The organism is Aeromonas sp. Lyrl_2 (assembly GCF_051948815.1).
Classification (GTDB): domain Bacteria; phylum Pseudomonadota; class Gammaproteobacteria; order Enterobacterales; family Aeromonadaceae; genus Aeromonas; species Aeromonas veronii.
The window spans coordinates 232,857-249,792 of record NZ_JAYJLJ010000005.1 but is presented as its reverse complement, the minus strand read 5'-3'; the positions used below and the strand labels follow the sequence as shown (position 1 = coordinate 249,792).

Below are 16,936 nucleotides of genomic sequence, written 5' to 3'. Positions count from 1 at the left end.
AGGGCAGATCAATCGGTCAGACAGTCGGGGTCGAACACATACTCCCCGTCGAGCCAGCGCACGATTTCGTCGACGCAGGCTTGATCCCGAAACGGCAGGTAGCGGGCCTTGAGGGCGGCAATCTGCTCGGGGGTGAGCTGCGCCAGCCCCAGATCCTGAAACAGCGGCAGGTCGGCCTCGATCATCGCCGAGATCTGCGGGCCGCAGGTGGCATTGAGGGCGGCGTGCAACGCCTTGTCGGGATCGTACTGCTTGCCGAGGCGGTAGCTCATCGGCAGGGTGGCGAGCGGTAGGGCCGACAGCGCCGCCTGCTTCATCGGGTTTACCGCATGGCCGGCGACCAGCTCCACCAGCTCGGCTGGGCGGTTCTCGAAGGCGCGTAGATGGAGGTAGCTGCTCGCCTTGCTGCCATCGTTGACCGGGTAGTTGTCCCACAGGAAGGGCTTGCGGCCGAGCAGTTCGGTCACCTGCTTGAGGTGGCTGGCCGGGTATTCGCTGGAGCAAACCTTGGGGCCGGTCCAGAAGATCTCGAAACGGCGGTCGAGCTGCTCGCCAAGCTCTTCCAGATAGCGGGGGGGCATGGCGCCGAACACCTTCTCCAGTACCGGATCGGTCGAGTAGTAGCTGGGGCAGAAGATGAGGCGGGTCGCCTTGCTGTGGGCCGCGATGTCGTGGGCGATGGTGAGCTGGTGACGGGCCAGGTCCGGGGTATCCCCCTTCATATCGTCAAACAGCACCGCCAGAATGTCGGGCTGGAGCATCTCGTCGATCAGGCGTACTTTTTCAAGCAGCGCCGGGCGTTTGCGATCGTAGTCGTGGTGCGCCCCCATCGGGCTTAAGCCCACCCCGAAGGCGAGCCCGTTGGCGCGGCACTGGCGCGCCAACTCGGCGAGATCCGCCAGTTGCTGCTCGGGCCAGGGGAGGGCCCAGTGCTTGCGCAGATAGCCATCCTCTTTCGGGGCGTAGATATAGAAGCCGTAACCGTGGCGCGGCAGCCACTGGGCGTAGCGGGCGCGGGCCTGCCAGCTCCATCCCTTGCCAAAAAAGCCTTCAATGACCCCCAGATTGGCAGCGGGGGGCAGGGGGCCGGACAGCAAACTTTGATATGGCATAACTCTCTCCCTTCTTGCTGGGGACTTGATACGGGACGGTCGGTCAGACCGGGTCCTCTTCCTGAAAGCGCACCCCGATCTTGCTCGGCACGCTCTCGTCCATTTCGGCCACGGTCCAGATCAGGCCCTGCCATTCGATGTTGTCACCGACCACCAGATTATCGCCCAACTGGCTGGCAATAAAATCGCCCAGTGTCTGATCCGCCACCTCGCTCACATCCAGCCCGTAGAGAGGGGCGAGATCCACCACTCGAGCATCCGCTTCCAGCAGGAAGTCGCCGAAGAAGCGGGGGCCGAGATCTTGCTCCGGCGCCTGACTGAACAGCTGGCCGAGGGCGGGGAGGTCACGTTCGTGACCGATCACGCAGAGGATGTCATCGGCCTGTAGACAGGTACTGCCCGAGGGGTGCAGCAGCTCGCGGCCGCGAAACAGGGCGCAGATCCGGGTGCCGGCAGGCATCTGCAGATCCCGCAGCGGCGAACCGATGCACCACTTCTCCTCCCCCAGCTGGTAGACGAAGGTCTCCCACTGGCTGTCGAGATCGATCTCGAGCCCGGAACGGTTGATGGGCGACGGCGGTGCCGGTACCTCCACCCGCGCCAGTTTTGAGGCCAGCGGCAGCGAGCTGCCCTGCAGAATCAGCGAGACCAGCACCACGAAGAAGGCGACGTTGAAGTAGAGCTGGGCGTTGGGCAGCCCCGCCATCATGGGGAACACCGCCAGAATGATCGGCACGGCGCCGCGCAGGCCAACCCAGGAGATAAACCAGCGCTCGCGCGGGGCGAAGTTCTTGAACGGCAGCAGCCCGATCCAGACCGATACCGGGCGAGCAAACAGGATCATCCAGGCCGCCAGCGCCAGTGCGGGCAGGGCGATGGGCAGCAGCTTGTGGGGGGAGGCGAGCAGCCCCAGCACCAGAAACATCCCGATCTGGCTGAGCCAGGTCAGACCATCCAGCACCGACAGGGTGGTGCTGCGACTGCGCAGGGAGAGGTTGCCGAGCAACAGACCGGTCAGATAGATGGCGAGGATGCCGCTGCCACCGACCGCAGTGGTGAGGGCGAAGATCAGCAGGCCGCCGCTGACGGTGAGCAGCGGATAGAGCCCCGGCGCCAGACGAGCGCTGTTGATGAGCCGCCACAGCAGCCAGCCGCCGCCGAGGCCAATCCCGGCGCCAAGACCGAACTGCTTGACCAGTTGCAGCAGCAGGAAGCCCCCATCCAGTCCTTGCTGGGCGGTGGCGAGCACCTCGATCAGGGTGACGGTGAGAAACACCGCCATGGGGTCGTTGCTACCTGACTCTATCTCCAGAGTGGCGCTTACCCGCTCGTTGAGACTGCGTCCGCCAAGCAGGGAGAAGACCGCCGCCGCATCGGTGGAGCCGACGATGGCGCCGATCAGCATTCCCTGCATCAGACTGAGGTCAAACAGCCAGGCGGCGGCCAGACCCGTCAGGCCGGTGGTGATGGCCACCCCGACTGTGGCGAGCGATAGCGCAGGCCAGAGCGCGACCCGAAACGAGGAGACCCGGGTGCGCATGCCACCGTCGAGCAGGATGATGGCAAGCGCCAGGTTGCCCACCAGATAGGCGATGGAGTAGTCGGCGAAGTGGATACCACCGGGGCCATCCTCACCGGCCAGCATGCCGACGGCGAGGAAGATAACCAGAATGGGAATACCGAGGCGGGAAGAGAGGGCGCTCAACAGTACGCTGGCTCCCACCAACAGGGCAGCGACAAAAAAGAAACTGTTGATGGTAGCGGCATCCAAGGGCGAACTCCTTCCTGGTAATGTGCAAAGTAGGCACATTATATGCAGTTAGGCCCCCCTTGTGTGGCTTATTTGTGCATCAATTTGCACTTTCTTACATTTTTCATCCCTTTTTTCAGCATGGCCGCGCCATATTCTGACAGTGACGGCGTTATCGAAAGCGGAGTCAAAGGAGCGTCAATTACAGGATGCGCAGGGAGGAGAGGGCGGGGAAAAGCGAAACGGCACAGCAGAGGGAGAGGGGAGCACAAGGGCGCTCCCCACGGGATGGGGGCGGGATTCAGTCGTCCTCGTCATCCTTCACTTCGCGGATCTTGTCCTTGTAGTTGGGCAACTGCTTCTCCAGCCGTTTCATGTCTTTGATGGCATTGAGAAACAGCCCGAGCAGAAAGAGCAGCGGCAACCCTATCCACAGCCAGAGATTCATGGGATTTTCCTTTCGTCAGGACAGGTGGTGACATAACGGGCCAAAATTTCATCAAGGTTGGCCAATATGGTCGACTTGCCTTCAATATCCGCCTGTTGCAGGCAAAGCGCCAGTGCCGCGGGATCGAGCCGCTGCTCATCGGACTCCAACGAGAAGCTGATATGCCAGGGCTCGTAGGCGACCCCGCTCTCTGCCCCGACCGGCTTGGCATAAGGGAGGAAGAAGCCGAAGTCGCTCATATGATCGCTGAGCCACTCGCCGAGATCTGCAAACCAGCCCCCGGCTTCATACTCCCAGGGCTCCAGCGCCAGTTTGGTATCGGCGGGCAGGCAGTCCGGGTCGTAGATATCGAGATCGGTCCCCCAGTGGTGACGGCTGGTGCCGGGCAGGGCGCTCCAGCGCAGGATGGCGTGCAGCCGCTCTATCTCGCCCAGTTGCAGGGCATCGATGGGCTGGCTGTTGGCATCGAGCAGCGGCCGTTCGCCGCGCCACTTGCCATTCCAGATGGCGAGCTGGCGCTCGAAGCTGCGCCAGCTGGAGGCCGCCTGCAGGTTGAATCCCTCATAGGCGGCTGCCACCTGCATGTCGTTGAAGGCCGCCGCGGTGGCGGCAGTCAGACGATGGGGGCCGCGCCCCACCAGAATAAGGTGGCTCTCGTCGAGCCCCAGCAGTTGTTCCTGCGTCATGCCAGCAATCTCTCGAGCACCCCTTGGTACATGTCCGCCAGCAGATCCAGATCGTCCGCCTTCACGCACTCGTTCACCTTGTGAATGGTGGCGTTGACGGGACCGAGCTCAATCACCTCGGCGCCGGTAGGGGCGATAAAGCGCCCGTCGGAGGTGCCACCAGTGGTGAGCAGGGCTGGTCGCTGGCCGTTCACCGCCTCGATGGCCGCCACGGCGGCATCGAGCAGCGCGCCGGTGTCGGTGAGGAACGGCTGGCCGGAGAGGGTCCAGTTCAGTTGATAATCGAGGCCATGTTTATCCAGCAGCGCTTCGACCCGCTCGCGGATATCCAGGTCGGTCAGTTCGGTGCTGAAGCGGAAGTTGAACTGCACCTGCAGCTCGCCAGGGATGACGTTGGAGGCGCCGGTACCCGCCTGAATGTTGGCGATCTGGAAGCTGGTGGGGGGGAAGTAGGCGTTGCCCTCATCCCACACGGTGGCGGCGAGTTCCGCCAGCGCTGGCGCGGCTTTGTGAATGGGGTTGTCAGCCAGATGGGGGTAGGCGACATGGCCCTGCACTCCGCGCACCAGCAAATCGCCGGTGATGGAGCCGCGGCGGCCGTTCTTCACCACATCCCCGACCACGGCGGTAGAGGAGGGTTCACCGACGATGCACCAGCGGATCTTCTCGTTGCGGGCCTCCAGGGTGTCGATCACCCGGGTGGTGCCATTGATAAAGGGCCCCTCTTCATCGGAGGTGATGAGAAAGGCGATGGACCCGGTGTGATCAGGATGCTCGGCTACGAAGCGCTCGACCGCCACCACCATGGCAGCCAGCGAGCCCTTCATATCGGCGGCACCGCGGCCATAGAGCACACCATCCTTGATGGTCGGCTCGAACGGCGGGGTGTGCCATTTGTCCAGCGGCCCGGCGGGCACCACGTCGGTGTGACCGGCGAAGCAGAACAGCGGCCCCTCGCTGCCACGACGGGCCCAGAGGTTGGTGGTGTCCTCAAATACCATGGGCTCGATGACAAACCCGAGCTTGGCGAGGCGCTCCGCCATCAGGGTCTGACACCCTTCATCGAGGGGGGTAACGGAGGGGCGGCGGATCAGATCCTTGGCCAGTGCGATGACATCCGACATCAGTTGTCCTTAGTTGTCCTTAACGGGAGAAGAGGGATTGGTAGTGATCAGCCTTAAAACCCAGAGTCAGTTCGCCGTCACGGTCCAGCAGCGGGCGCTTGATCATGGCCGGATGTTCCAGCAGCAGGGCGCGCGCCTTGGCGGTATCGAGCCCCTGTTTGGCCTCATCCGGCAGGGCGCGGAAGGTGGTGCCGCGACTATTGAGCAGGGCTTCCCAGCCGAGTTTTGCCAGCCAGCTGTCCAGATCGTCCGGGTTCAGGCCGTCGGCACGGTGGTCGTGAAAGCGGTAGTCGATACCGGCCTCATCCAGCCACTTGCGGGCTTTCTTGATGGTGTCGCAGTTCTTGATGCCATAGAGGGTGATGGCCATGGGGAGTCCTTCTCTTGTGGGCGCTGGCCGTGGGCCGCGTCCCGAAAATCCGAATCAACGCAGTGCAAGGGCCCGATTCTGGCATTGTGGCAATCCCATGGCAACGCCGATGGTCTGGCTCGCGGGTTTTACCGGAACTGGTCACACCTGAACGGCGATTTTGAGCTCAAGATCAGAAGCAGTACGGTGGGCGTGCCCGATGGGGTTGGGTATTGCGGGAGAATATCGACTATTGCAGGAGAAAAAGAGAAGGGGGCAAACGCCAGATAGCCAAAACGCGCCAGCGGGCGCGTTTGGTCGGCATCATCAAGCACCTCAATCAGTGCAGGGTGGTCCACTCATGGTCAAAGACCCGGGCCCGTTCCCAGGGTGCATCAGGCAGGCTGGAAGAGAGGCCAGTGTATTTGCCCACGTCGTCCACCACGATGGCGGAGAGGATCGGCAGGTTGTTTTCGGTGCAGTACATGCGGATGCGTTGCAGCAGGGTGCGCAGTTCATCCTGGCACTGCTCCAGCCCGGCCTGCTTGGCCAGTTTGGAGTAACGAATGGTAGTGCGTTCCTTTGCAGACTCGACGAGGATGTCCCACAGCTTGTAGTCGCAGGTCGAAGCACCTGCGGTGGCTTGGCTTGTCATAACTCTCTCCGGCGCGAAATGGTCGCTATATGTCGAAGCGCATCTTCGCCAGTTCGGCGCCGTCATATGTTGATCCAACGCAAAAAAGAGGGGAGTCGCGTCACACAATTCCCGGATATGGGGTGATAAAGGTTTTCCGGCAGTTGAAATAACGAAAAATTGTTACATGGCCGACATATTATGCTAATGAATCACGGTGACGGCACCTTTATTGATAGGGATCAAAGGCAAACAGTGGTCAGATCACTAGATTTCGCTCTTCGATAAATTTATCAGGAGTGAATATTGGAACTTTTATTCGTCTTGCTCGTTCTGGTCGCCGTGGTCTACGGCATCATCAAGGATTACAACCCGCAGGCGGTGTTGGCGCTGGCGGGCATGGCCATTTTTGCAGTGGCCTACTGGTTGGGGCTGCACCCCATTCTCCCCGCTGACAAGAGCACCGGCTTCGCCCTGTTCGACCTGTTCGAAGTGTTCAAGGGGATCTTCTCCTACCGCGCGGCGGGCCTCGGCCTCACTATCATGGCGGTGGCGGGTTTTGCCACCTACATGTCCCATATCGGTGCCTCCCAGGCGCTGGTGCGGGTGGCGGTCAAGCCGGTGGCGGGCATCCAGTCCAGCTACCTGATGCTCTCCATCTGTTATCTGGTGGCGGTATTCGTCTCCCTGTTCGTTACTTCCGCTACCGGCCTTGGCCTGCTGTTGATGGTCACCATGTATCCGGTGATGCGCAACCTCGGCATCAGCCCGGCCTCCGCCTGTGGTGTCATCGCCACCTCACAGGCGTTTGAGATTGGCCCGACCCAGACCAACGCCATCTTCTCCGCCGGTCAATCCGGCATGGATCCGACCAGCTATTTCGTCGACTACCAGGTCTGGCTGGTGGCCCCCATGCTGCTGGTGACCATGGTGCTGCACTTCTTCTGGCAGCGTCACTGCGATCGCAAGGATGGCTGGGATCCTGCGCTCCATCGCGGCGATCACGCCGAGCTGGACGAGCAGGGCACCGAGAGCGTGCAGGCGCCTACCTGGTATGCCCTGCTGCCGATCATCCCCTTCGTGCTGATGATGACCTTCTCCAAGCTGCTGGTGAGCGACATCAAGATGAGCGTGGAGGTGGCCATGCTGCTGTCGGTCTTTATCGGCATGTTGTGCGAGCTGCTGCGTAGCCGCTCGGTGCGTACCGCTTTTGCCGGGCTCTCCAGCTTCCTCGACGGCATGGGCAAGGTGTTTGGCCCCGTGGTGGCGCTCATCGTCTGTGCCGAGCTGTTTGCCGAATCCCTCAAGGCCATCGGCGCCATCGATACCCTGCTGCACTCTGCCAGCAATGCCGGTATCGGCAGCGGTCTGATGACCCTGGTGATGGTGGCGCTGATCATGGTGGCGGCGGTCATCATGGGCTCCGGCAACGCGGCGTTCCTCAGCTTCTCTACCCTGGCACCGGCGGTGGCGGCCAAGTTTGGCGTGCCTGCGGTGACCATGTTGCTGCCGATGCAGCTCGCTTCCAGTATCGGCCGTACCGTCTCTCCCATCGCAGCGGTACTGATCGCCTGTGCGGGGATTGCCAAGGTATCGCCCTTTACCGTGGTCAAGCGCACCAGCGTGCCGATGGCGGGGGCGCTGGTGACGGCGTTGACCCTCAACTATCTGCTGTTCATGTAGTGATGCGGGTTATGTAGTGGTGTTTGGAATTTACCGGTCGGGCGGGTGGCATGGCTGCCCGCCTTTTTCTCACTGTGTCGAATTGTTGCAATAGACGATCGGCCATCAATGCTGATTGTTGCATGGAGAAGATAATGACAGTTGTAAAAAGCCCGTTTTCCCTCGATAGCTATCTGGCCGATCTGGCCCCGCTCATCAACCTCGATTGCGGTACTCGCACCCCGGCCGGGGTAGCGAAAGTGGCCGACATCATGACCGAGAAATATGAGGCTATCGGCTGGCAGGTGACTCGCCACCAGTTCGCTGCCGAGTGCGGCCCCTGCCTCGAGATCACCAATGCGCCGGGTGCCGATCACTACGACGTGATGCTGTGCGGCCACATGGATACCGTCTTCCCCGAGGGGACGGCGGCCAAGCGCCCGCTGAAAATCGAAGGCAATCAAGCCTTTGGCCCCGGCGTGTCAGACATGAAGAGCGGCCTGCTCTCTATCTGGTATGCACTCAAAGAGATGGATCCGGCATTGCTTGCCAAGCTCAAGGTGCTGGTCTGCTACAACTGCGACGAAGAGATTGGCTCCCCCTGGTCGAAAGATTGGCTGGTGGAGAAGGCCAAACAGAGCGGCTGCGTGCTGGTGGCTGAAGCTGCTCGCCCGAGCGGAGATCTCATCAGCGCCCGCAAGGGCAATGCCAAGTACCGCATCACCTTCCACGGCAAGGCCTCCCACGCGGGTTCGGCCCTCACCGAAGGGATCTCTGCCATCACCGAGCTGGCGCACTGGGTATTGGCCATCAACGAGCAGGTCAACATGACCACGGGCACCACCATGAACGTCGGCGTCGTACAGGGCGGCACCGGTGTCAACGTGGTGCCGGACTTTGCCGAGGCGATCGTCGATCTGCGCTTCTGGAGTAACGAAGAGGCCGCCGCGGTGCACGATCGGCTCACCTTTATGGCCAACAACCCCTTCCTTGCGGGTTGTCGGGTCGAGGTGGATCGCCAGACCTTCAAGCCGGCGATGCGCCCGAGCGGTGACACAGAGGCCGTGATGGCGCTGGTGGAGGCGGCAGCCAAGGAGGAGGGGATCCCCTTCAACTGGCTGGAGGCCGGTGGCGGCTCGGATGCCAACTTCACCGCCGCTGCGGGGGTGCCGTCCCTCGATGGCTTCGGCCCTATGGGGGGCGGTTTCCACTCGGAGGCGGAGTTCCTGCTGCTCGACAGCATCGAACCGCGTATCCGTCTGCTGCAGCGGGTGCTGGGCAAGCTGGCGAAATAAGCCGGTTTATTTCTTGTTCGGGTCGTTATTGGCCCGCTCAACATTGGTCTGCTCAAACCCCAACGGGAGGCTGTTGCCTCCCGTTTTTTTATCTCGATTTTTCGCGCGCTGAGTGAGTTGGCCAGATGGCTTGCGGCCGTTACCCCTGTGGCTCGGCCAGATAGGCCAGATGATCCTGCCGCGCCACCTGCCAGCCATCGAGGTGCAGCGGGGCGGCAAAGCCCGGGCCGTCGGTCACCATGGTGTGGTACTCCCCCTGCTCGCCGCAGGCATCGAAGCCTTGGGTTGCTGCCAGCTGCTGCAACTCGGCGAGGGTGGCGGCATCAAGGGTGCGTCCAGTCCACTCGGGAGCCAGTACCCGGGTATCGACGCAGGAGAGGTGGGCGACGATGCCGCGGGCCAGCATATCCGCCAGCAAGGCTTGACGAGATTGCTGCCAGAGCGGGGTATGCACGGTGATACCAAGCGGGCGGCAGCGCTCGCGGATCCAGTTAGGCGCACCGCCCACGCTGTCGATATCGCCGGTGACCACCCCATCGAGTTGCCACTCCTCCTTGAGCCGTGCCAGTGCCCGCTCATAACCGAGATCGAACGGCGCTTCTATGGTGACCAGCAGATGGGGCAGCCCGAGGGCTTCCGCCTGACGGCGCACCAGCGGCAAGGGGTGAGCGAGAAATCGGGGTTCTGGCGGCGCAAAGGTGGCCAGTGCCACCACCTGATGGCCCGCTTGGCGAGCATGACAGAGGGCCAGCATGGCATCTTTGCCACCGCTCCAGAGCAGGATGACGCGAGACATGAATGAGATTCCGGTGGTGAACGAGGGGGCATGCTACCCAGCGGTGGGGGCAGAGGTAAAGGCATAGTGTCCGGAAATGGCGGCGGGGAAATGGTTGAGGTAACAGAGCGGGGAAAAAAGCAGGCCCCCGAAGCGGGGGCCTGTATTGCAATAGCGTGGTAAACGCGACTGCGATTAGAGCAGGATGCTGGTGAGGATAAAGCCCAGCGAGCAGGAGGTCACCACCCCGATCAGCCCCGGAATGATGAAGCTGTGGTTGATGATGAACTTGCCGATGCGGGTGGTGCCGGAGCGGTCGAAACCGATACAGGCCAGATCGCTCGGGTAGGTCGGCAGCACGAAGTAGCCGTAGCTCGCCGGCAGGAAGGCGATCAGCAGCTTCGGCTCCACACCCAGCGCCAGACCCATGGGGGCGATGGCGGTGAGGGCGGCGGCCTGGCTGTTTACCAGCTTGGAGATGAGGAACAGCACCAGGGCGTAGGTCCAGGGTTGGGCCTGTACCACATGGGCCAGGGTCTCTTTGAGCAGGGGCATGTGAGCCTGGAAGAAGGTCTCACTCATCCATGCCACCCCGAATACGGAGAAGATGGCGACCATGCCCGCCTTGAAGACGGCACCGTTGGCGATCTCGCCCGGCTTGACCTTGCAGCGCATCAGGATGATGGCACCGGCGATCAGCATCATCATCTGGATCACCAGGTTCATGGAGAGCGGGCCGGTCTTGTCCTTGATGGTAAACACCGGACGCAGACCTTCGTTGGCGCCGAGCAATACCACGGCAGCGATGGCGGCGAAGAAGATCCAGGTAGACCAGTAGGCCTCTTTCGGGAACTTGGTGTTGAGCAGGGTTTCACCACCGCCGTAGATGAAGGCACGCTGCTCCGGATCTTTGATCTTGGCCTGGAACTCTTCGTCTTTGTCCAGATCCTTGCCGCGACGCAGGCTCCACAGGGCCGCCACGATGACACCGGTCAGGGAGGAGGGGATGGCGATCATCAGGATGTCGAGCAGGCCGTAAGCCTGACCGATACCGTGGCCGGCTGCCAGAATGGAAACCATGGAGACCACGGCAACGGAGACCGGGGAGGCGCAGATGGCCATCTGGGAGGCAACGGAGGCTACGGCCATCGGGCGCTCGGGACGGATGTTCTTCTGCAGCGCGATGTCAGCGATGATGGGGAACATGGTGTAGACCACGTGGCCGGTACCGCACAGGAAGGTGAGGGTCCAGGTGGTGAGCGGCGCCAGGATAGTGATGTATTGCGGGTGACGGCGCAGCAGACGCTCGGCCACCTGCATCATCAGGTTGAGGCCACCGGCAGTCTGCAGGGTGGCGGCACAGCCGATCACCGCCAGAATGGTCAGCATTACCTGAACAGGCGGTTCGCCCGGCACCAGGCCGAAGACGAAGGTCAGCAGGAAGAGACCGATACCACTGATGAGACCGAGTCCCATGCCCCCAAAGCGGGTACCCAGCAGCAAGCAGCCGAGTACCACTAAAAATTCCATCAAGATCATTCCGTTACCTCGTGTGATTCAACCCATATTGCCGCGGGTAGCCTGAACCATGAATTGTCATTGTCTGTTTTATTTAGCCCAAAAGGGTTAGTTGCTATTCTGCTCCCCTGAAAAAGTGAAAAAATTGAGTTACTTCAATAACTCGATGAATTTTTGATTAAACCACTTAAAAACCACGTACTAACAAAAACATTATTTTTGTCACCAAGTGGTATCACTCGGGGCCAAGCCATCGGGTGGTCATGGTGGCAGCACAGTGCGGCAACAGAACTGCAGGGGAGGGGCATAAAAAGGGCTCGATTGCGGCAGAAGAGGGTGAAAAAGCCAGCGCTCAGGCTATTTTTGCCAGCAAGGGCTGACTTCAGCGGATTGACTCATTTGGCCGCAGGGGCTTGCTGCAGATAGCGGCGCTGATAATCCTCGCTCAGCTTGGCAATATCCAATCTGGCAATGGCCTGCGCCACCCGTTGCTGCAACGCCTGTTGATCGGGACGGAACATGATGTGCAGGCTCTTGTAGCCGAGGATCTTCGGGTTGAACTGCAGCTGTTCGGGGTGGAGCTTGTCATCGTGATAGGTGAGCCAGTAGAAAACATCCCGGTCGATCACCGCTAGATCGAGCCGGTCGCGCTGCAATTTGCGCAGGTTGAGCAGGTCCGCATCGACGGCGGCAGTGTTGAGGCGCTTGCTGGCCATCAGGGCATCGAATTCACGGGTGTTGACGTACCCCTCCACCACGCCGATCCGGTAGGGGGCGAGATCCGTGAGCTGCTGCCAGGGGATGGGGGGGCCTGAGCGCTGCGCCATACCCAGCACACTGTCGCCTACGCTGGCGGAGCTGCGCCACAGGGTCGGCAGGGTGTCGGAGAGGTACTCGGGAAAATAGCCGCTATAAGGCTGGGTCGGGTCGGCCGCCAGCCGTACCGCCCGCTGCCAAGGATAGAAGTCGAACGTCACCTCCAGTCCCGCTTCGGCAAAGGCGCGTTTGACGATATGACCGGTGAGGCCGCCATCGGGCAGGCTCTGGCTGGTGTAGGGGGGCCACTCCAGGGTGGTCAGACGAACGGGCTCGGCACACAGTTGAACAGGCATGCAGGACAGCAATAGCGAGAGCAGCAGGCGATATCCCATAGGCGACGAGTTCCTTGTGCCGGTTGATCCTGAGTATCACCCATAACGGTGACAATAAAAAAGCCGACCCACAGGTCGGCTTTTGCAATGCAGTGGCAAGATGCCGCTGATCAGAACTCGGCGGTACGCGGAGTTCGCGGGAACGGGATCACGTCGCGGACGTTGCCCATGCCGGTCACGTAGACCACCAGACGCTCGAAGCCCAGACCGAAGCCGGAGTGCGGCACGGTACCGAAGCGACGCAGGTCGCGATACCACCAGTAATCTTCCTTGTTCAGGCCCATCTCGGCCAGACGGGCATCCAGCACGTCCAGACGCTCTTCACGCTGGGAACCACCGATGATCTCGCCGATGCCCGGAGCCAGTACGTCCATCGCGGCAACGGTCTTGCCGTCGTCGTTGAGGCGCATGTAGAAGGCCTTGATATCTTTCGGGTAGTTCTTTACTACCACCGGAGACTTGAAGTGCTCCTCGGCCAGATAGCGCTCGTGCTCGGAGGAGAGATCGATACCCCAGGAGACCGGGAACTCGAACTTCTTGCCGCAGTTTTTCAGCACTTCGATGGCGTCGGTGTAGTCGATCTGGGCGAAGTCGGAGGAGACGAAACGCTCCAGACGGCCGATGGCATCCTTGTCCACGTGCTGGGCGAAGAACTCCAGATCGTCGCGACGCTCGGTCAGTACGGCGTTGAAGACATACTTCAGCATGGCTTCGGCCAGGGCGGCGTTATCTTCCAGATCGTTGAAGGCCACTTCCGGTTCAACCATCCAGAACTCGGCCAGGTGGCGGCTGGTGTTGGAGTTTTCAGCGCGGAAGGTCGGGCCGAAGGTGTAGACCTTGGAGAGGGCGCAGGCATAGGTTTCGGCGTTCAGCTGGCCGGATACGGTCAGGAAAGCCTCTTTGCCGAAGAAATCTTCGTTGTAGTCCACCTTGCCGGCGTCGGTGCGCGGCAGGTTTTCCATGTCCAGAGTGGAGACGCGGAACATCTCGCCGGCACCTTCGGTGTCGGAGGCGGTGATGAGCGGGGTCGCAACCCAGAGGAAACCCTCTTCGTGGAAGAAGCGGTGGATGGCTTGCGCCAGGCAGTGACGAACGCGGGTCACGGCGCCAACGATGTTGGTGCGCGGGCGCAGGTGGGCCTGTTCACGCAGGTATTCGATGCTGTGGCGCTTGGCAGCCATCGGGTAGGTGTCCGGATCTTCGACCCAACCGACTACCTTCACCTCGGTCGCCTGCAGTTCGAAAGCCTGGCCGCTGCCCTGAGAGGCGGCAACCACGCCGGTCACTTCCACGGAGCAGGCAGTGGTCAGACGCAGCACTTCATTCTCGTAATTGGCCAGGGTATTGGGGACAACTGCCTGTACCGGATGGAAACAGGATCCATCGGAAATGGCCAAAAATGAGATCCCCGCCTTGGAATCACGGCGAGTCCGGATCCACCCTTTGACAGTTTGGGTGGTGCCGACCGGATACTTACCGGCCAGCACATCTACTACGGATGCGTGCGTCATCGAAATATTGTCTCCAGCTTGTTCTTGCAGCGCTATTTGCAACACTAGGGAGTCTGGCCCGGGCACAGATGGCCCACCATGGCAGACTAAGCCGTCAATCTTACCCGCGCGGGTTTGATAAACAAGCAAAAATGTCGGACTCTGGTGGGGTTTTCGGCATGGTTCACTCAACAAGAGTGTCACGGGCGCAGGAGAGGTGGGTGAAAGATCGGCGGCATGGGCCAGATTGGCTGACACGGTTGTTGCAGGGGCTGGTGATGCTCTGCTGGGGCGGCTTTATCGTGCTGCTCTCCCTTTACCACTATGCCCGTCCCGAAATCGCCTACGGTTTTCTGGTCTATGGCGGGATCGAGGTGCGCGATTATTGGGACCCGGCCCTTACCCCCTGGCTGGTCTACGGGCTCTGGAGCTGCTGTGCCCTGACGCTGGCGGTGTTGCTGCTGGAGCGCAAGCGCAGCCGCCGTCAGGATGATTCCCGGCATGTCAATCTGGCCATCCTGCTATTGGTGCTGATCGCCAGTCTGCTTTTCTACTACGTCGGTTAAGCGTTCGTCTTAGCGGGGCTGATCCGGCTCCTGCCTGCTGGCCTTGGTGCGTTTGCCGAGCTGGCGCTCCACACTGTCGAGCATCTGGTTGTAGGCCACCGCCACCCGGCCAATCTCGTCGCCGTCATCCCCCTCCAGCCGGTGGCCGAAGTCGTGCAAGTCGGTGGCCTCTTCCATGGAGCGGGTCAACTGGTTGAGGGGGCGCACGATCCAGGTGCGGATGACCCAGAGGGTCAGCAGCAGTCCCATCCCGAAGATGCCGGTGAGAATGAGCGCCGAGGTGAGAATATTCTGCTCGACCCGGGTAAACAGCGAATCGAGGGAGTAGTCAAAGCGCACGGCCCCTAACACAGTGTTCTCCGGCACCAGATGACAGCTGGTGCAGTCGGTCCCGCGAAAATCCTTCTTGGCCAGTAGCGGTCGGGTGACCACCAGACGGCTGTGCATGCCGTTGTGCACCACCTCCAGACTCCCTTTGCCCGCCAGAGCCAGCTCATCAAACTCATCTTTTACCTGCTCTGTCTCCCGTCCCGGCCCGAACTGTTTGCTCACCGCATCGCCACGCACGATGCGGGCATCCTCCACATGGGCGTGGTCGAGAAACTTGCCGCGCAGGGTATCGCGGGCATCCATCTTGCCAGTCAGCATCAGCATGTTGAGGCCATCGAAATAGGCTTCGGTCTGCTCGCGGCTCTGCTCCTTGATGAGGGTCAGGATGAGATCGCGCTCGCGCACTGCCTGATAGGCTGCGGAGAAGACCAGTACCATGGAGAAGATGAAGAGCAGGAAAAAGTTGATTTTGGCAGCAATGGAGAGGCGCATGAGCAGTCTTTCTTGATGGTAAAACCGCAGCAGTTTACCCCTCTTGGGGCCTCAGGTCTGGTGTTTTGCTCACATTACGGCAAGTGAAACTGCACTGAAGTGGATAAAGTTGCCCTCTTTATATATCAAATGCCGGTAGTCAAACGGGCGGCAGCGATGGCCGCCCGTTGCATTGCATTAAAACTCGCCTTCGGTGATGGCCTGACGGATGGCGCCGGTCAATACCCGCAGCTGTTCGGGGGTTATAACGAAGGGTGGCATCAGGTAGACCAGCTTGCCAAAGGGGCGGATCCAGGCGCCCAGTTCGACAAACTTGCGCTGGATGCGCGCCACATCCACCCGCTCTTTCATCTCCACCACCCCGATGGCGCCGAGCACCCGCACATCAGCGACCGCCGGGTGCAGGGTCAGCTCTACCAGTTCGGTACGCAGCTGATGCTCGATGGCGCGCACCCGCTCCTGCCACGGTGAGGCCAGCAGCAACTCGATGGAGGCGTTGGCCACCGCGCAGGCGAGGGGATTACCCATAAAGGTGGGTCCGTGCATAAAGACCCCCGCCTTGCCGTCACAGATGGTACGGGCGACATGCTCGGTGGTCAGGGTCGCCGAGAGGGTGAGGTAGCCGCCGGTGAGCGCCTTGCCCAGACACATGATGTCGGGGCTGATCCCCGCCCAGTCACAGGCAAACAGCTGGCCGGTGCGGCCAAAGCCGGTGGCAATCTCGTCAGCTATGAGCAGCACGCCGAACTCGTCGCACAGGGCACGCACCCACTGCAGGTAGCGGGGGTGGTAGAAGCGCATGCCGCCAGCGCCTTGCACTATGGGCTCAAGCACGATGGCGGCTATCTCCTCGTGATGATCGGCCATGAGTGTGGCCAGCTCCACCACGCACTGCTCGTCCCACTCGGCGTGGAAGCGACAGTTCGGCGCATCGACAAAATAGTGTTCCGGCAGGAATCCCTTGTAGAGCTCGTGCATGCCGCCATCGGGATCGCAGACGCTCATGGCGCCAAAGGTGTCGCCGTGATAGCCGCTGCGCAGGGCGACAAATTTGGCTCTGGGCGTCCCCCTGGCGTGCCAGTACTGCTGCGCCATCTTGAGCGCCACTTCCACCGCTACCGAGCCGGAATCGGCCAGAAAGACCCGATCAAGCCCCTTCGGAGTGATCTCCACCAGCTTGCGGCAGAGCTCGACCGCCGGGGGGTGGGTCAGCCCGCCAAACATCACGTGGGACATCTTGCCGAGCTGGGCGGTGGCGGCAGCGTCCAGTTCCGGCACCTGATAGCCGTGCACGCAAGCCCACCAGGAGCTCATGCCATCCACCAGTTTGCGGCCATCGCTGAGGGTGATCTTCACCCCTTTGGCGCTGGCCACTTCATAGCAGGGCAGGGGGTGAGTGAGGGAGGTATAGGGGTGCCAGATGTGGTGCAGGTCGAATTCTTGGTTGGTCATTTGTTGTTCTGTTGTCAATTGGTTTGATCTGGTCGGTGTTGACAGTCTACGCGTGCTCTCTACACTAGCCAACAATTTCAGCCACTTGGCACTGCGCATCAC

Annotated in this window: 16 protein-coding genes; 3 read left to right on the top strand and 13 right to left on the bottom strand. The window is 61.2% G+C overall.

The window, feature by feature from the left end:
- Positions 1-8: 8 nt before the first annotated feature.
- The 7 genes from VF684_RS06625 to VF684_RS06595 all read right to left on the bottom strand — a co-directional run bounded on the left by VF684_RS06625 (position 9) and on the right by VF684_RS06595 (position 6,124).
- Positions 9-1,112, bottom strand: a complete 1,104-nt coding sequence (locus tag VF684_RS06625) for a beta-N-acetylglucosaminidase domain-containing protein (RefSeq protein WP_376898675.1) — start codon at positions 1,110-1,112, stop codon at positions 9-11.
- Positions 1,113-1,155: 43 nt separating this feature from the next.
- The gene (locus VF684_RS06620; protein ID WP_376898673.1) at positions 1,156-2,883 is read right to left on the bottom strand and encodes a potassium/proton antiporter; all 1,728 of its coding nucleotides are present in this window, start codon (positions 2,881-2,883) and stop codon (positions 1,156-1,158) included.
- Between the two features lie 280 nt (positions 2,884-3,163).
- Positions 3,164-3,310 (bottom strand): hypothetical protein, encoded by a 147-nt coding sequence (locus tag VF684_RS06615; protein WP_005337933.1) that lies wholly within the window; start codon positions 3,308-3,310, stop codon positions 3,164-3,166.
- The gene (locus VF684_RS06610) at positions 3,307-3,996 is read right to left on the bottom strand and encodes a M15 family metallopeptidase (protein WP_376898671.1); all 690 of its coding nucleotides are present in this window, start codon (positions 3,994-3,996) and stop codon (positions 3,307-3,309) included. Before VF684_RS06610 ends, VF684_RS06615 begins: the two co-directional genes overlap by 4 nt.
- Positions 3,993-5,120, bottom strand: a complete 1,128-nt coding sequence (gene dapE, locus VF684_RS06605) for a succinyl-diaminopimelate desuccinylase (protein ID WP_139463231.1) — start codon at positions 5,118-5,120, stop codon at positions 3,993-3,995. Before dapE ends, VF684_RS06610 begins: the two co-directional genes overlap by 4 nt.
- A 19-nt stretch (positions 5,121-5,139) precedes the next feature.
- Positions 5,140-5,490: an ArsC family reductase gene (locus VF684_RS06600; protein ID WP_005337930.1), complete on the bottom strand. Its 351-nt coding sequence runs from the start codon at positions 5,488-5,490 to the stop codon at positions 5,140-5,142.
- A gap of 319 nt (positions 5,491-5,809) precedes the next feature.
- The gene (locus VF684_RS06595) at positions 5,810-6,124 is read right to left on the bottom strand and encodes a hypothetical protein (protein WP_005337929.1); all 315 of its coding nucleotides are present in this window, start codon (positions 6,122-6,124) and stop codon (positions 5,810-5,812) included.
- Positions 6,125-6,409: 285 nt separating this feature from the next.
- Between VF684_RS06595 and dcuC the strand changes: the two genes are divergently transcribed.
- A complete protein-coding gene (gene dcuC / locus VF684_RS06590; protein WP_005359344.1) occupies positions 6,410-7,786 on the top strand; it encodes a C4-dicarboxylate transporter DcuC in 1,377 nt (458 codons plus the stop codon).
- A 134-nt stretch (positions 7,787-7,920) separates the two neighbouring features.
- Positions 7,921-9,060 (top strand): M20 family metallopeptidase, encoded by a 1,140-nt coding sequence (locus VF684_RS06585; RefSeq protein WP_376898669.1) that lies wholly within the window; start codon positions 7,921-7,923, stop codon positions 9,058-9,060.
- A gap of 139 nt (positions 9,061-9,199) precedes the next feature.
- On the opposite strand, the gene VF684_RS06580 is transcribed toward VF684_RS06585, so the two are convergent.
- The 4 genes from VF684_RS06580 to asnS form a co-directional block, all read right to left on the bottom strand.
- Positions 9,200-9,856 carry a hypothetical protein gene (locus VF684_RS06580; protein WP_376898667.1) on the bottom strand — a complete coding sequence of 219 codons (657 nt, stop codon included), beginning with the start codon at positions 9,854-9,856 and terminating at the stop codon, positions 9,200-9,202.
- A gap of 174 nt (positions 9,857-10,030) precedes the next feature.
- On the bottom strand, positions 10,031-11,374 hold the full coding sequence (locus tag VF684_RS06575) for an anaerobic C4-dicarboxylate transporter (protein ID WP_005337916.1): 1,344 nt from the start codon (positions 11,372-11,374) through the stop codon (positions 10,031-10,033).
- 374 nt (positions 11,375-11,748) lie between these two features.
- On the bottom strand, positions 11,749-12,504 hold the full coding sequence (locus tag VF684_RS06570) for a substrate-binding periplasmic protein (RefSeq protein WP_440173975.1): 756 nt from the start codon (positions 12,502-12,504) through the stop codon (positions 11,749-11,751).
- Positions 12,505-12,614: 110 nt separating this feature from the next.
- A complete protein-coding gene (asnS, locus tag VF684_RS06565; protein WP_043818544.1) occupies positions 12,615-14,015 on the bottom strand; it encodes an asparagine--tRNA ligase in 1,401 nt (466 codons plus the stop codon).
- Positions 14,016-14,215: 200 nt separating this feature from the next.
- Between asnS and VF684_RS06560 the strand changes: the two genes are divergently transcribed.
- On the top strand, positions 14,216-14,560 hold the full coding sequence (locus VF684_RS06560; protein ID WP_139441191.1) for a hypothetical protein: 345 nt from the start codon (positions 14,216-14,218) through the stop codon (positions 14,558-14,560).
- A 9-nt stretch (positions 14,561-14,569) separates the two neighbouring features.
- Here the strand turns inward: VF684_RS06560 and VF684_RS06555 are convergent, their stop codons facing one another.
- Both VF684_RS06555 and bioA read right to left on the bottom strand, forming a co-directional pair.
- Positions 14,570-15,382, bottom strand: a complete 813-nt coding sequence (locus tag VF684_RS06555) for a HAMP domain-containing protein (protein WP_005350472.1) — start codon at positions 15,380-15,382, stop codon at positions 14,570-14,572.
- A gap of 177 nt (positions 15,383-15,559) precedes the next feature.
- Entirely contained in the window at positions 15,560-16,834 is a 1,275-nt protein-coding gene (gene bioA / locus VF684_RS06550; protein WP_201997948.1) for an adenosylmethionine--8-amino-7-oxononanoate transaminase, read from the bottom strand.
- Positions 16,835-16,936: the final 102 nt, after the last annotated feature.

Bases quoted from the DNA above. Each gene is read 5' to 3' on its own strand.
- VF684_RS06625 (WP_376898675.1), bottom strand. From the start codon at position 1,112: ATGCCATATCAAAGTTTGCTGTCCGGCCCCCTGCCCCCCGCTGCCAAT.
- VF684_RS06615 (WP_005337933.1), bottom strand. From the start codon at position 3,310: ATGAATCTCTGGCTGTGGATAGGGTTGCCGCTGCTCTTTCTGCTCGGG.
- VF684_RS06610 (WP_376898671.1), bottom strand. From the start codon at position 3,996: ATGACGCAGGAACAACTGCTGGGGCTCGACGAGAGCCACCTTATTCTG.
- dapE (WP_139463231.1), bottom strand. From the start codon at position 5,120: ATGTCGGATGTCATCGCACTGGCCAAGGATCTGATCCGCCGCCCCTCC.
- VF684_RS06600 (WP_005337930.1), bottom strand. From the start codon at position 5,490: ATGGCCATCACCCTCTATGGCATCAAGAACTGCGACACCATCAAGAAA.
- VF684_RS06595 (WP_005337929.1), bottom strand. From the start codon at position 6,124: ATGACAAGCCAAGCCACCGCAGGTGCTTCGACCTGCGACTACAAGCTG.
- VF684_RS06585 (WP_376898669.1), top strand. From the start codon at position 7,921: ATGACAGTTGTAAAAAGCCCGTTTTCCCTCGATAGCTATCTGGCCGAT.
- VF684_RS06580 (WP_376898667.1), bottom strand. From the start codon at position 9,856: ATGTCTCGCGTCATCCTGCTCTGGAGCGGTGGCAAAGATGCCATGCTG.
- VF684_RS06575 (WP_005337916.1), bottom strand. From the start codon at position 11,374: ATGATCTTGATGGAATTTTTAGTGGTACTCGGCTGCTTGCTGCTGGGT.
- VF684_RS06570 (WP_440173975.1), bottom strand. From the start codon at position 12,504: ATGGGATATCGCCTGCTGCTCTCGCTATTGCTGTCCTGCATGCCTGTT.
- asnS (WP_043818544.1), bottom strand. From the start codon at position 14,015: ATGACGCACGCATCCGTAGTAGATGTGCTGGCCGGTAAGTATCCGGTC.
- VF684_RS06555 (WP_005350472.1), bottom strand. From the start codon at position 15,382: ATGCGCCTCTCCATTGCTGCCAAAATCAACTTTTTCCTGCTCTTCATC.
- bioA (WP_201997948.1), bottom strand. From the start codon at position 16,834: ATGACCAACCAAGAATTCGACCTGCACCACATCTGGCACCCCTATACC.